Annotated in this window: 15 protein-coding genes and 1 tRNA gene; 13 read left to right on the top strand and 3 right to left on the bottom strand. The window is 70.3% G+C overall.

Features of this window, described 5'->3' with window-relative positions:
- The first annotated feature begins 161 nt into the window (after positions 1 to 161).
- The 8 genes from galU to AQJ46_RS17830 all read left to right on the top strand — a co-directional run bounded on the left by galU (position 162) and on the right by AQJ46_RS17830 (position 6,269).
- Positions 162 to 1,064 carry a UTP--glucose-1-phosphate uridylyltransferase GalU gene (gene galU / locus AQJ46_RS17865; protein WP_057610493.1) on the top strand — a complete coding sequence of 301 codons (903 nt, stop codon included), beginning with the start codon at positions 162 to 164 and terminating at the stop codon, positions 1,062 to 1,064.
- A 4-nt stretch (positions 1,065 to 1,068) separates the two neighbouring features.
- Complete coding sequence (gene glp, locus AQJ46_RS17860; RefSeq protein ID WP_059206535.1) at positions 1,069 to 2,391, top strand: molybdotransferase-like divisome protein Glp; 1,323 nt, start codon at positions 1,069 to 1,071, stop codon at positions 2,389 to 2,391.
- A gap of 62 nt (positions 2,392 to 2,453) precedes the next feature.
- The gene (moaC, locus tag AQJ46_RS17855) at positions 2,454 to 2,933 is read left to right on the top strand and encodes a cyclic pyranopterin monophosphate synthase MoaC (RefSeq protein WP_057610455.1); all 480 of its coding nucleotides are present in this window, start codon (positions 2,454 to 2,456) and stop codon (positions 2,931 to 2,933) included.
- On the top strand, positions 2,930 to 3,436 hold the full coding sequence (locus AQJ46_RS17850) for a MogA/MoaB family molybdenum cofactor biosynthesis protein (protein ID WP_059206534.1): 507 nt from the start codon (positions 2,930 to 2,932) through the stop codon (positions 3,434 to 3,436). Before moaC ends, AQJ46_RS17850 begins: the two co-directional genes overlap by 4 nt.
- Positions 3,433 to 4,071, top strand: a complete 639-nt coding sequence (locus AQJ46_RS17845) for a GNAT family N-acetyltransferase (RefSeq protein WP_079072327.1) — start codon at positions 3,433 to 3,435, stop codon at positions 4,069 to 4,071. The genes AQJ46_RS17850 and AQJ46_RS17845 overlap by 4 nt, the downstream gene beginning before the upstream one ends.
- Before the next feature lie 210 nt (positions 4,072 to 4,281).
- A complete protein-coding gene (gene sepX, locus AQJ46_RS17840) occupies positions 4,282 to 5,526 on the top strand; it encodes a divisome protein SepX/GlpR (protein ID WP_059206533.1) in 1,245 nt (414 codons plus the stop codon).
- An 88-nt stretch (positions 5,527 to 5,614) separates the two neighbouring features.
- Positions 5,615 to 5,688, top strand: a tRNA-Ala gene (locus AQJ46_RS17835).
- Positions 5,689 to 5,864: 176 nt separating this feature from the next.
- Positions 5,865 to 6,269 carry a VOC family protein gene (locus tag AQJ46_RS17830; protein ID WP_059206532.1) on the top strand — a complete coding sequence of 135 codons (405 nt, stop codon included), beginning with the start codon at positions 5,865 to 5,867 and terminating at the stop codon, positions 6,267 to 6,269.
- A gap of 303 nt (positions 6,270 to 6,572) precedes the next feature.
- Here the strand turns inward: AQJ46_RS17830 and AQJ46_RS17825 are convergent, their stop codons facing one another.
- Positions 6,573 to 7,049: a GNAT family N-acetyltransferase gene (locus AQJ46_RS17825; RefSeq protein ID WP_059206850.1), complete on the bottom strand. Its 477-nt coding sequence runs from the start codon at positions 7,047 to 7,049 to the stop codon at positions 6,573 to 6,575.
- Positions 7,050 to 7,115: 66 nt separating this feature from the next.
- Here AQJ46_RS17825 and AQJ46_RS17820 point away from each other — a divergent pair, with 66 nt between their 5' ends.
- Positions 7,116 to 7,919, top strand: coding sequence for an exodeoxyribonuclease III (locus AQJ46_RS17820; protein WP_059206531.1), 804 nt, complete (start codon positions 7,116 to 7,118; stop codon positions 7,917 to 7,919).
- Between the two features lie 258 nt (positions 7,920 to 8,177).
- Here the strand turns inward: AQJ46_RS17820 and AQJ46_RS56545 are convergent, their stop codons facing one another.
- Together AQJ46_RS56545 and AQJ46_RS17815 are read right to left on the bottom strand one after the other, a co-directional pair.
- Positions 8,178 to 8,399, bottom strand: coding sequence for a hypothetical protein (locus AQJ46_RS56545; RefSeq protein WP_208616944.1), 222 nt, complete (start codon positions 8,397 to 8,399; stop codon positions 8,178 to 8,180).
- A gap of 29 nt (positions 8,400 to 8,428) precedes the next feature.
- Positions 8,429 to 9,049 (bottom strand): MerR family transcriptional regulator, encoded by a 621-nt coding sequence (locus AQJ46_RS17815; protein WP_059206849.1) that lies wholly within the window; start codon positions 9,047 to 9,049, stop codon positions 8,429 to 8,431.
- 151 nt (positions 9,050 to 9,200) lie between these two features.
- Between AQJ46_RS17815 and AQJ46_RS17810 the strand changes: the two genes are divergently transcribed.
- From AQJ46_RS17810 to AQJ46_RS17795, 4 genes are all read left to right on the top strand, one after another.
- Complete coding sequence (locus AQJ46_RS17810; RefSeq protein ID WP_059206530.1) at positions 9,201 to 10,697, top strand: flavin-containing monooxygenase; 1,497 nt, start codon at positions 9,201 to 9,203, stop codon at positions 10,695 to 10,697.
- Positions 10,694 to 11,611 (top strand): alpha/beta fold hydrolase, encoded by a 918-nt coding sequence (locus AQJ46_RS17805; protein WP_059206529.1) that lies wholly within the window; start codon positions 10,694 to 10,696, stop codon positions 11,609 to 11,611. Before AQJ46_RS17810 ends, AQJ46_RS17805 begins: the two co-directional genes overlap by 4 nt.
- On the top strand, positions 11,608 to 12,492 hold the full coding sequence (locus AQJ46_RS17800; RefSeq protein ID WP_059206528.1) for an SDR family oxidoreductase: 885 nt from the start codon (positions 11,608 to 11,610) through the stop codon (positions 12,490 to 12,492). Before AQJ46_RS17805 ends, AQJ46_RS17800 begins: the two co-directional genes overlap by 4 nt.
- A gap of 88 nt (positions 12,493 to 12,580) precedes the next feature.
- The gene (locus AQJ46_RS17795) at positions 12,581 to 12,778 is read left to right on the top strand and encodes a hypothetical protein (RefSeq protein WP_059206527.1); all 198 of its coding nucleotides are present in this window, start codon (positions 12,581 to 12,583) and stop codon (positions 12,776 to 12,778) included.
- The last annotated feature ends 5 nt before the right edge of the window (positions 12,779 to 12,783 follow it).

Below are 12,783 nucleotides of genomic sequence, written 5' to 3'. Positions count from 1 at the left end.
CTCACTGCCAGGTATTCTTGCCGCAACGTTCGCTTGTCAGGCTTGGTGGGACGTCCGATGTGACTCAAAGTCTGCACCCATACCCTTCTAATACGCTCATATAAGAGCTTATTAACCGGAGCCCCAGATTCCAGGCAAAGGCACCGGATAGGGTGGCGAACATGACTCAGTCGCACCCTCGGATCAGCAAGGCTGTCATTCCGGCAGCAGGGCTCGGCACCCGCTTCCTGCCGGCCACCAAGGCCACTCCCAAGGAGATGCTGCCGGTGGTCGACAAGCCGGCGATCCAGTACGTGGTCGAGGAGGCCGTCTCGGCGGGCCTCGATGACGTCCTCATGATCACGGGACGCAACAAGCGCCCCCTGGAGGACCACTTCGACCGCAACTACGAGCTCGAGTCCGCCCTTCAGAAGAAGGGCGACGCCAGCCGGCTCGCCAAGGTCCAGGAGTCCAGCGACCTCGCCACCATGCACTACGTGCGCCAGGGCGACCCCCGCGGCCTCGGCCACGCCGTCCTGTGCGCGGCCCCCCACGTGGGGCACGAGCCCTTCGCCGTCCTCCTCGGCGACGACCTGATCGACGCCCGCGACCCGCTGCTCAAGCGGATGATCGAGGTGCAGGAGCAGTACGGCGGCAGCGTCATCGCGCTGATGGAGGTCGCGCCCGAGCAGATCCACCTCTACGGCTGTGCCGTCGTCGAGGAGACCGAGGACAGCGACGTCGTCAGGGTGGGCGGTCTCGTCGAGAAGCCCGAGGCGTCCGACGCCCCGTCCAACTACGCGGTCATCGGCCGGTACGTCCTCGACCCGCACATCTTCGACATACTCCGCAAGACCGAGCCGGGCCGGGGCAACGAGATCCAGCTCACCGACGCCCTCCAGCAGCTCGCACAGGACGAGAAGCTCGGCGGTCCGGTGCACGGCGTCGTCTTCAAGGGGCGCCGCTACGACACCGGGGACCGCGGCGACTATCTGCGTGCCATTGTCAGACTCGCGTGCGAACGTGAAGACCTGGGCCCGGACTTCCGGACCTGGCTTCGCAGTTTCGTAGCCGAGGAGATGTAGCGAGTTGAGCACCGCCGCGACCCGCCCCACCGACCAGGACCACCTCTGGTCGGTGGACGAACACCTGGAGGACATCCTCGCGACCGTCCGTCCCCTCGAACCCATCGAGCTGCAGCTGCTCGACGCCCAGGGCTGCGTCCTGGTCGAGGACGTCACGGTCCCGGTGTCCCTGCCGCCGTTCGACAACAGCTCCATGGACGGGTACGCGGTGCGGGTCGCGGACGTGGCGGGCGCGAGCGAGGAGTTCCCGGCCGTCCTGGACGTCGTCGGGGACGTCGCGGCGGGCCAGGCGGAGCCGCTGCAGGTCGGCCCCGGGCAGGCCGCCCGCATCATGACCGGCGCCCCGCTGCCGCCCGGCGCCGAGACCGTCGTCCCCGTCGAGTGGACCGACGGAGGCCTCGGCGAGGGCCCGGTGACCGGGATGCGCGCCCGCAGTCTCGCCCCCGAGGGCGCCGAGGGGCAGGTGCACGTGCACCGGCCCGCCCAGGCACGCGCGCACGTGCGCGCCGAGGGCAGCGACGTCCGGGCCGGCGACCGCGCCCTGGACGCCGGCACCGTCCTCGGCCCCCCGCAGATCGCCCTGCTCGCCGCGATCGGCCGCGGCACCGTCCGCGTGCGCCCGCGCCCACGCGTGGTCGTCATGTCCACCGGCAGCGAACTCGTCCAGCCCGACGAGAGCCTCGGCACCGGCCAGATCTACGACTCCAACAGCTTCGCCCTCACCGCGGCCGCCCGGGACGCCGGCGCCATCGCCTACCGCGTGGGCGCCGTCGCCGACGACGCCGAGACCCTGCGCTCCACCATCGAGGACCAACTCGTCCGCGCCGACCTCGTGGTCACCACGGGCGGCGTGAGCGTCGGGGCGTACGACGTCGTCAAGGAGGCGCTGTCCTCCGTGGGCGACGAGGACGAGCCCGGCAGCGGTGTCGACTTCCGCAAGCTCGCCATGCAGCCCGGCAAGCCCCAGGGCTTCGGGACCATCGGCCCCGACCACACCCCGCTGCTGGCCCTGCCGGGCAACCCGGTGTCGTCGTACGTCTCCTTCGAACTCTTCGTCCGCCCCGCGATCCGCACCCTCATGGGCCTCGACGACGTCCACCGGCCGCGGACCAGGGCGACCCTGACCACGGACAAGGCGCTGACCTCGCCCAAGGGACGCCGGCAGTTCCTGCGCGGTGCCTGTGCCGATGGCTCGGTCGCCCCGGTCGGCGGCGCCGGATCCCATCTGGTGGCCGCCCTCGCGCAGGCCAACGCACTGATCGTCGTCCCGGAGGACGTGGAGTCCGTCGAGCCCGGGACCGAGGTCGAAGTGGTCCAGCTCGGCTGAGCACCCCTGGTTGGCGGTACCGTGTCGCGCACAACAGGCCGGACCGGGAGCGCCGCACAACCATGAGTACGCAGGACCGACTGACGCACATCGACGAAGCGGGAGCCGCCCGCATGGTCGATGTCTCCGGCAAGGACGTCACCGCACGCACCGCGCGTGCCAGTGGACGTGTTCTCGTTTCCCCCCGAGTGATCGAGCTGCTGCGCGGCGAGGGCGTCCCCAAGGGCGACGCGCTGGCCACCGCGCGGATCGCGGGCATCATGGGCGCCAAACGCACGCCGGACCTGATCCCGCTGTGCCACCCGTTGTCGGTGTCCGGTGTGACACTGGATCTGTCGGTCGCGGACGACGCCGTGGAGATCCGGGCCACCGTGAAGACGACGGACCGCACGGGCGTCGAGATGGAAGCCCTCACCGCGGTGTCCGTCGCCGCGCTCACCGTGATCGACATGGTCAAGGCGGTCGACAAGGGAGCGGTCATCACGGACGTGCGGGTGGAGGAGAAGACGGGCGGCAAGTCGGGCGACTGGAGCCGGGCATGACGTATCGCGCACTGGTGGTCACCGCCTCCAACCGGGCCGCCGCCGGAGTCTACGAGGACAAGGGCGGCCCGCTGATCGCCGACGGTCTGAAGCGCTTCGGTTTCGCCGTCGAGGGCCCGCAGGTCGTGGCCGACGGACGCCCCGTGGAGGCAGCTCTGCAGGCCGCCGTCGATGCCGGATACGACGTCGTCGTCACCACCGGCGGCACCGGCATCTCGCCCACCGACCGCACCCCCGAGGCGACCCGCGCGGTGATCGCGTACGAGGTGCCGGGCATCGCGGAGGCCATCCGGGCGTTCGGAGGGGAGAAGGTGCCGACCGCCGCGCTCTCCCGGGGCCTGGCCGGGGTGGCGGGACGCACACTGATCGTCAACCTGCCGGGTTCCAGTGGCGGGGTGAAGGACGGACTGGCCGTTCTGGAGCCCCTGTTGATGCACGCCGTCGACCAGATCCGCGGCGGCGACCACCCGAGACCCGGCCCCGGCAGTGGGGGTGCGAGCTGAACAGCCCATCCTGGCCCGTCGTACTGGCGGACGGCGATGTCGTCCTGAGGCCGATAAAGATGCGTGACCAGCGGCTCTGGCGTGAGGTCAACCGGCGCAACCGGGACTGGCTGCGCCCCTGGGAGGCGACCATTCCGCCGCCCACCCCGAGCGGGCCGATCGCGCACCGGCCGACCTACCGTCAGATGGTGCGGCACCTCAGGTCCGAGGCGAACGCGGGGCGGATGCTGCCCTTCGTCATCGAGTACCGGGGGCAGTTGGTCGGGCAGTTGACGGTCGCCGGAATCACCTGGGGCTCGATGTGCTCGGGGCACGTCGGCTACTGGGTGGACCAGTCGGTGGCCGGTCGCGGGGTGATGCCGACGGCCGTGGCGCTTGTCGTGGACCACTGTTTCCGCACGGTCGGCCTGCACCGCATCGAGGTCTGCATTCGCCCCGAGAACGGGCCCAGCCGTCGGGTCGTCGAGAAACTCGGATTCCGCGAGGAGGGGCTGCGGCCGCGTTATCTCCACATCGACGGCGCCTGGCGCGACCATCTCGTGTTCGCGCTCACCGCGGAAGAGGTGCCCGACGGTTTGCTCCGGCGCTGGCAGCGGGCACGCTCCAGGAGTACGCCGCACGACAATCCCGCATAGCCGGGAAGTCGGTGTCGGAGCCTTGGTCGGAAAATGGAATAGGTGTTCGAAAATGATCGGTGCATGACCGTCTCGGGCCATTGAATTCACGACTCATGCGGCCTGCTGATCGGATCGGTCACAAAAAAAGCTCGAAATATCAGCCAGATCGTGCGACACACCGGCGCAATTGGCAGATGGCCTCACGCAAACCCCTCTACCGTGTGAGGCGTGAGCAGCAGCGGCCTCATCTACGCAGTCATTGTCGGGGCCTGGGCCGCCTACTTGGTGCCGATGTGGCTCCGTAGGCAGGACGAGCTGAACGAGGCCCGTCCGACGGAACGCTTCAGCACGGCCATCCGGTTGCTGTCCGGACGGGCGGGCATGGAGCGTCGATACGCCAAGGACCTGCGCGCGCGCTCCACCGACGAGGGGGAGCACGGCGCCGACGAACCGGATGCCGTCACCGAATCGGTGGACGTCCGGGCTTTCGCCATGCCTCCGACCCGTCCACAGGCCCAGGCGACGGTCCAGCCGCCGGCTTCGGAGCGCCGGGAGGCGCCGCGCGAGCCCGCGCCCGACCACGGTGGCGCGCCGACGCGCAAGCAGGCACCACCCGCACCCGCCGCCTCGGCGCAACCCAAGGCTCAGACGCATGCCCCCGCACCCCGGCGCACAGCCGCCGCGGAAGCGGCCGCGGCGCGCGCCCGGCGCACGAAGGCACTCGCGCGCCGACGGCGTACGACCGTGATGCTCTTCCTGGCCTTCACACTCGGCACGATCGTCGCCGCCGTCGGAGGACTCGCCTTCCTGTGGGCGCCCGGCGTGCCGGCGGTGATGCTCAGCGCGTACATCGCGCACCTGCGCTCCCAGGAACGCCGTCGCTTCGCCTACCAGATGGACCGGCGCCGCGCCGAGGCCGCCGCACAGCGACTGCGGGAGCGCGCGCGTCAGCCGCGCCGGCGCTCGTCCGTGAGCACCGGCGTGGAAGCCGACGAACCGGAAGAGGGGCCGGCGACGGAGACCGATACCGGGCTCTCGGCGCTCGCCGCCGACCGCCGTGCCCTCGTCGAGCAGACCGATCACGCCGAGTGGATCGACCAGCAGCGCGAGCGGCAGCACAGGCCCGGGCACGGGGACAGCTGGGACCCGGTACCGGTGCCGCTGCCGACGTACGTGACCGCGCCGGTCGCTCCGCGGGCCACCTCGGACGTGGACCTCGGGGCGCCGGACGCGTGGAGTTCGGCGCGCTCCAGCAGCGCCGCCACTCCGGAGCACTCGGGCCAGGAGGCGACGCCCGTCGCGGAGGACGAGGGGTCGGAGGAACTCCCGGACGACGCGGAGGACAAGCCGGCGGCGGGCGACCGCAGTGACGCCCGCCGCGCCGCCTCTGCCCGCCGTGCACGCGAGCGTGGCCGTACGCCGCTCTTCGACCAGTACGAGGAAGGCGACCGGCCGCGCGCGGCCAACGAGTGACGGACGGGGCGGGATCACCGCGCCCTGACCAGCCGGGAACGGATTTCCAAGCACCCGGACGGGGATGCTAGAGTTTCACTCGTTGCAAGGGCCTGTGGCGCAGTCTGGTAGCGCACCTCGTTCGCATCGAGGGGGTCTGGGGTTCAAATCCCCACAGGTCCACGCAGCTCAAAGCCCCTACTGGTGATCACCGGTAGGGGCTTTGGCATGCCGTACAGCAGCGAAGCACAGCGACTACTCCCTGGTGACCTGGCGTCAACGCTCGTCTTCGTCGAGGCCGAAGCAGTCATGAAGGCTCCGCTGCGGTTTGGGCATGATGGCTTCCTATGAGGACACAGGTGACGTTCGACAGCGCCGACCCGCACGCTCAGGCCGCCTTCTGGGCGCAGGCGATCGGGTCTGCAGTGGAGGACCACTCGGCGCTGGTCGACCAGTTGGTTGCCGACGGTCGCATGTCCGCAAACGACAGGATCGTGACCAACGGCCGCTCCGCGTTCCGGGACGTGGCAGCGTGCAGCGACCCGGCAGGTACAGAGCCCCGCTTCTACTTTCAGCGTGTGCCCGAGGGCAAGACCGCAAAGAACCGGGTGCACCTCGACATCCACGTCGATACCGACCAGAAGGCAGCCGAGGTGGAACGACTGGAAGGGCTCGGCGCACAACTGATCGAGACGCACAGCGACCGTGGACCTGTGACGTACGTCATGCGCGACCCGGAAGGCAATGAGTTCTGCCTGCACTGACGATCCACCCGGCCTACGGGTGATGCAGCTCAGCGCCCTGCCTGTTCGCGGAACCGTCGCCAGGGATAGCCTTCCGGTCCGTTTGGAACGCTCCGGGAGGCTCCCTGTGCAGACTGCCGTCTTCCTGCTGAGAAGCGTGCTTGGCCTGGGTGGCGGTCTCGTGAGCGCATGGGAGCTCAACCGCCAGGCTTCAGGGCCCGGTTGGAGGAAGCCTCGGGTCCTCGCTGCCATGGCGGCTTTGCTTCTCGCCGCTCTGCTCGCCACCTAGAGATGCTCGGCCGGGAGCCGCGGGCACCGCCGTTCTCACAGCGGCTTCGCGAAGCACCTGCTGTCCTCGTGGAAGCGGTAGTAGCCGAACTTCACGCACGGCTCGTAACCGCTCGACGTGTACAGGGCGATGGCCTCCGGCTGCTTGGTGCCGGTTTCCAGGACCATGCGGCTGCGGCCGGCCATGCGGGCGTCCTCCTCCAGGGCGGCGAGGATGCGGCGGGCGAGGCCCCGGCCGCGCGCCACGTCGACGACGTACATGCGCTTGAGCTCGGCGTCGCCGTCCAGGTTGCCCTCGCCGTTCGTGTCCCGGGCACGCCAGCCGCCGGTGGCCACGGGGGCGTCCGTCTCGTCGTACGCGATCAGGAAGACGCCGTTCGGCGGCTCGAAGTCCTCCGGTGCCAGGGTCGTGGCGTCGCCGCCGTCGCCGTAGCGGACGTGGTACTCGGCCTGTACCTGGTCGTTCAGCTTCACGGCGTCCGGGTGGTCGAAGGGGACCTGGCGTATGTGCATGCTCATCACCATAAATTGATCAGATCGGCAACAAAGTCCGCTCCAGTGTGCCGGTATCGTTCGCGGGTGCTCACTGTGACCTCCGCCAACGTGAATGGACTGCGCGCCGCCGCGAAGAAGGGCTTCGTGGAGTGGCTCGCGGACACCTCCGCCGATGTGCTCTGCCTGCAGGAGGTGCGCGCCGAGCCGCAGCAGCTGCCCGAGGGCGTCCGTGCTCCCGAGGGCTGGCATGTCGTGCACGCGCCCGCCGCCGCCAAGGGGCGCGCCGGTGTCTCCCTTTACACCCGCCGGGAGCCGGACCGCGTCCGGATCGGCTTCGGATCGGCGGAGTTCGACACCAGCGGCCGCTACGTCGAGGCCGACCTGCCCGGCGTCACCGTCGCCTCCCTCTATCTCCCCTCCGGCGAGGTCGGTACCGCGCGGCAGGACGAGAAGGTCCGCTTCATGGACGAGTTCCTCGTGTACCTGAAGAACCTGCGCGAGCGCGCTGCCGCCGACGGCCGCGAGGTCGTGGTCTGCGGCGACTGGAACATCGCCCACCAGCAGGCCGACCTCAAGAACTGGCGCGCCAACCAGAAGAGCTCGGGGTTCCTGCCGGAGGAGCGGGCCTGGCTGAGCCGGGTGTTCGACGAGACGGACGGCGGTTACATCGACGTCGTGCGCGCACTGCACCCGGACGTAGAGGGGCCGTACTCGTGGTGGTCGTACCGGGGGCGGGCCTTCGACACGAATGCGGGTTGGAGGATTGATCTCGCGGTTGCGACCCCAGGCCTCGCGGGCAGGGCGGTCAAGGGGTTCGTGGAGCGGGCCGCCAGCCATGATGAGCGATGGTCGGACCACGCTCCCGTGACGGTCGTCTTCGACCGGTGACGCGGGCCGTGGGGGTGCGCCAGTGTCTGACACACCCCCACACGTGGCGTATAGGCCAGATCAGGGGCGTGACCCGATCGTGAAGGTCAAGCGGGAGGTGTCGGGGCCCGCCAGACGCTCCCGTCCGCCGCCCGACCGCCCCTTGGCGACTGTGACGCGAACTCCGTCGTTGAGGAGTTGCTCCCGCGTCACCTCGCCGTCCACGGTGAACGCATCGCGGTAGCGGTTGACGGTGTACTCATCCAGCCAGCCAGCCAGTCAGCGCGGATCGCGGCGGGGGCGAGACAGATCGTGCCGCGGGCAGCGGCGCGGCAGCCGTAGTCGCCGTAGCTGTGGGCCTTCCGCGCGGCGAAGTACATGCGGCCAGCCCGCGCAGTGCGCCACGCCGATCAGCAGTGAAGTCCCCCGGCGCTTGGGGTGGATGCCGTTCGAGCGGGCGCTGAGAACATCCTGGAGGGCCTTGAACTCCTCTTCGGTCATCACGGGGCGGGTTTGCCGGACGACTGGGCCTAGTTCCGCTTCCGCAACCGCCGGTCCAACGCCAGCGACAGCTCCGCCTCCACCACGCTCCGCGCCAGCGGGCGCAGGCGGTGGAGGTCTTCCTCCCCCGCGTGCCGCAGGACCAGTTCGGCGAACATCTCCGCCAGGGCGTCGGCGTGTTCGCGGACGCGTTGGCCGGCGGTCAGGACCTCGGCCAGCGGGATGCCCTCGCGGACCAGGGTCGAGGAGACGTCCAGGAGGCGGCGGCTGATGTGGACGATCTCGTCGCCGTCGGTGCCGAGGTAGCCGAGCTCCATCGCGGCGGCGAGGTTCTCGGGCGTGACCTCGCCCTCGAAGCGGGCGGCGAGTTCCTCGGGGGTGAGGCGGACCGGCTCCTCCTCGGTGGGGGTGTCCAGGCCGACGAGGTCGGCCACGTCCCGGCCGTGTTCGAGGGCGTCGGCGAGTTCCGCGATGCCGGTGAGGGTGTGGCCGCGTTCCAGGAGCGCGGCGATCGTGCGCAGCCGGGCCAGGTGGTGGTCGTCGTACCAGGCGATACGGCCCTCGCGGCGGGGCGGCGGGATCAGTTTGCGTTCGCGGTAGAAGCGCAGGGTGCGCACTGTGATGCCGGCCAGGCGGGCCAGTTCCTCCATGCGGTATTCGCGCTTGTCCGTCACGGCCGCAGCCTATGTCGTACCCCCAGTAACTTTCCTTCCCCCCGACCCCTACCCATCGGTACGGAGCTGCTCTAACCTCCCATTGCGCCAGTGTTCACTGGCAGAGTCGGGCAGGGAAGGCATCGGCATGGCCGAACACGAGCATGTGCGGGTGGCGGTGGTCGGGTCCGGATTCGGTGGGCTGGGGGCCGCCGTACGGCTGCGGCGCGAGGGTGTCACCGACTTCGTCGTGCTGGAGCGGGCCGCCAGTGTGGGCGGTACCTGGCGGGACAACAGTTATCCGGGGTGTGCCTGCGATGTGCCCTCCCACCTGTACTCCTTCTCCTTCGCGCCCAACCCGGACTGGCCGCGCACCTTCTCCGGGCAGGACCACATCCGCGCCTACCTGGAGCATGTGACCGACGTCTTCCGGCTCCGCCCGCACATCCGCCTCAACTCCGAGGTGAAGCGGATGACCTGGGACGGCCAGAAGCTGCGCTGGGACATCGAGACCGCCAGTGGCGCCCTCTCGGCCGACTTCGTCGTCTCCGCCACCGGGCCGCTCTCCGATCCCAAGATCCCCGACATTCCCGGCCTGGACTCCTTCCCGGGCAAGGTCTTCCACTCCGCCCGCTGGGACCACGACTACGACCTGCGCGGCAAGCGGGTCGCCATGGTGGGGACCGGCGCCTCGGCCATCCAGATCGTCCCGGCCGTCCAGCCGCTGGCCCGGAAGGTCACGCTCTTCCAGCGCACCCCGCCCTGGGTGATGCCCCGCATGGACCGGGCGATCAGCGGCGCCGAGCGCTGGCTGCACCGGCAGCTGCCCTTCACCACCCAGGCCCGTCGCGGACTGCTGTGGGGCATCCGGGAGTTGCAGGTCCAGGCGTTCACCAAGCGGCCGGGCGAGCTCGGCGCGGTGGAGCAGTTGGCCAAGCGCAACATGGCCCGTGCCATCAAGGACCCGGCGCTGCGCGCCAAGCTCACCCCCGACTACCGCATCGGCTGCAAGCGGATCCTGCTGAGCAGCACGTATTACCCGGCGCTCGCCCAGCCCAACGTGGATGTGGTCGCGAGCGGACTCAGCCGGGTCGAGGGGTCGACACTCGTCGCCGCCGACGGCACCGAGGCGCAGGTCGACGCGATCGTCTTCGGCACGGGCTTCCATGTCACCGACATGCCGATCGCCGACCGGGTCGTCGGCGCGGACGGGCGGACGCTCGCCGAGGCATGGAAGGGCGGGATGGAGTCGCTGCGGGGCGCCTCAGCCGCCGGCTTCCCCAACTGGATGACCATCATCGGGCCCAACACCGGTCTCGGGAACTCCTCGATGATTCTCGTGATCGAGTCCCAGCTGAACTACCTGGCCGACTTCGTACGGCAACTCGACGTCCTCGGCGGCCGGGTGGCCCTCGACGCCCGGCCCTCCGCGGTACGGGACTGGAACCACCGGGTACAGGAGCGCATGAAGCGCACGGTGTGGAACACCGGAGGCTGCACCAGCTGGTACCTGGACGCGAACGGCCGCAACAGCACGATCTGGCCCGGCACGACGACCGAGTTCCGGCGGGCGACCCGGCGGGTTGACCTCGCCGAGTACGAGGTGCTGCGGGTTCCGGCGCACGCGGAGGCGACCGCCGTATGAGCCGTCCGACGCACGTGGTCTCCGGGCCGTACGCCCCACCCGTCCCGGTGCGCGAACTCACCGCCCTCTCCGCCGACGGCGCGCGCCTGCACGTGGAGGTGCACGGTCCCGACGACGCGCCCCCCGTCGTGCTCGCCCACGGCTGGACCTGTTCCACCGCCTTCTGGGCCGCCCAGATCCGCGAACTCCGCGTCGACCACCGGGTCATCGCGTACGACCAGCGCGGCCACGGACGCAGCCCGGCGAGCCCCGCCTGCAGCGCCGACATGCTCGCCGACGACCTCGAAGCCGTACTGGAGACGGCCCTCGGGGCAGGCGCGAAGGCGGTGATCGTCGGTCACTCCATGGGCGGGATGACCGTCATGGCCGCCGCCGAGCGTCCCGCGTTCCGTGCGCACGCGGCCGCCGTCCTGCTGTGCAGCACCGGTTCGTCGCGGCTGGTCGCCGAGTCGACCGTCGTACCGATCCGGGCCGGACGGCTGCGCACCTGGCTGACCCGGCACGTCCTCGGGGCGCGGGCGCCGCTCGGACCGGTCACGCCGCTCGCCCGGCGGATCCTCAAGTACGGGACGATGGGCCCCGGTTCGGCCCCGCACATGGTGGAGGCGTGCGCGCGGATCGTGCACGCCTGTCCGCGCAAGGTGCGCCACGCCTGGTCGCAGGTCCTCGATCTGCTCGATCTGGACCACGGTGTACGGCAGCTCAGCGTGCCGACGGCCGTCGTCGCCGGTACGGCCGACCGGCTCACCCCGCCGGTGCACGCACACCAGTTGGCCGCAGCGCTGCCCCACTGTCTCGGAGTGACCGAACTGCCCGGCGTCGGCCACATGACGCCCATCGAGGCGCCCGAGCCGGTCACCGCGCGGATCCGGGAACTCGTCACCACCTACGTACAGGTCAAGGAGGGCGCATGAGCAGGGTCGGGCTCGAAGGACAGGTCGCGGTCGTCACGGGGGCCGCGCGGGGCGTGGGCGAGCTGCTCGCCCGCAAGCTGTCGGCGCGCGGGGCGAAGGTCGCGCTGGTCGGCCTGGAGCCGGACGCGCTCAAGCAGCTCTCCGGCCGGCTGCACGGCGACAGCGACCACTGGTACGCCGACGTCACCGATCACGAGGCGATGGCCGGGGTCGCCCGGGAGGTCAAGGAGCGGTTCGGGAAGGTCGACATCGTGGTCGCCAACGCCGGGGTCGCCACCGGCGGGCCCTTCGTCGACTCCGATCCGCAGGCGTGGCGGCGGGTGATCGAGGTCAACCTCATCGGATCGGCCGTCACCGCACGGGCGTTCCTGCCGGTGCTGATGGAGAGCCGGGGGTATCTGCTGCAGATCGCCTCCCTCGCGGCGATCACCCCGTCGCCGATGATGACCGCGTACTGCGCGTCCAAGTCCGGTGTGGAGGCGTTCGCGCACAGCCTGCGCGCCGAAGTCGGCCACAAGGGCGTGCGGGTCGGGGTCGGGTATCTGTCGTGGACCGACACCGACATGGTGCGCGGGGCCGACCAGGACGACGTCATGCGGGAGCTCAGGCAGCGGCTGCCGTGGCCGGCCAACAAGACGTATCCGCTGGGGCCGGCCGTGGAGCGGATCGTGGCCGGGATCGAGCGGCGGTCGAGCCATGTGTACGGACAGGGGTGGCTGCGCGGGATGCAGGGGATGCGCGGGTATCTGCCGGGGCTCATCGGGACGGTCGGGCAGCGGGAGATGCGGCGCTTCGGGGAGCGCCTGGAGGGTATGCGTGTGGGACTCGTCGGTGCAGGTGGGGCGGCGGACGAGGAGGCCCGCGCTACGCACCGTGACTGATCGAAATGCGTTCTTTGTCCGGGCGTGTGAATCTGGTCGAGGCCCCGGCCAGGGGCCTTTCCCCTCACCCCCACGGGAGTGAACCCACATGGGTATGAAGGACCAGTTCCAGGACAAGTCCGAGCAGTGGCAGCAGCAGGCCAAGCAGAAGGCCGAGCAGGCCAAGCAGCAGGGCCAGCGGGGTCGTCAGGGCCAGGGCCCGGACCGCGACCGCATGCGGGACGAGGAGACCGAGCGGCTCCAGCGCGAGGAGCAGGAGCGGCTCGACCCCGACTACGACATGTAGTCACT

It is taken from the genome of Streptomyces canus, assembly GCF_001514145.1.
GTDB lineage: Bacteria > Actinomycetota > Actinomycetes > Streptomycetales > Streptomycetaceae > Streptomyces > Streptomyces canus.
This window is presented reverse-complemented; position numbering and strand designations above follow the sequence as displayed.

Excerpts from the sequence above, each read along its gene's own strand:
- AQJ46_RS56545 (WP_208616944.1), bottom strand. The coding sequence starts at position 8,399 with ATGACCGAAGAGGAGTTCAAGGCCCTCCAGGATGTTCTCAGCGCCCGC.
- AQJ46_RS17800 (WP_059206528.1), top strand. The coding sequence starts at position 11,608 with ATGAGCAGGGTCGGGCTCGAAGGACAGGTCGCGGTCGTCACGGGGGCC.
- AQJ46_RS17805 (WP_059206529.1), top strand. The coding sequence starts at position 10,694 with ATGAGCCGTCCGACGCACGTGGTCTCCGGGCCGTACGCCCCACCCGTC.
- AQJ46_RS17810 (WP_059206530.1), top strand. The coding sequence starts at position 9,201 with ATGGCCGAACACGAGCATGTGCGGGTGGCGGTGGTCGGGTCCGGATTC.
- moaC (WP_057610455.1), top strand. The coding sequence starts at position 2,454 with ATGAGTACGCAGGACCGACTGACGCACATCGACGAAGCGGGAGCCGCC.
- AQJ46_RS17815 (WP_059206849.1), bottom strand. The coding sequence starts at position 9,049 with ATGGAGGAACTGGCCCGCCTGGCCGGCATCACAGTGCGCACCCTGCGC.
- AQJ46_RS17825 (WP_059206850.1), bottom strand. The coding sequence starts at position 7,049 with ATGCACATACGCCAGGTCCCCTTCGACCACCCGGACGCCGTGAAGCTG.
- AQJ46_RS17850 (WP_059206534.1), top strand. The coding sequence starts at position 2,930 with ATGACGTATCGCGCACTGGTGGTCACCGCCTCCAACCGGGCCGCCGCC.
- AQJ46_RS17795 (WP_059206527.1), top strand. The coding sequence starts at position 12,581 with ATGGGTATGAAGGACCAGTTCCAGGACAAGTCCGAGCAGTGGCAGCAG.
- galU (WP_057610493.1), top strand. The coding sequence starts at position 162 with ATGACTCAGTCGCACCCTCGGATCAGCAAGGCTGTCATTCCGGCAGCA.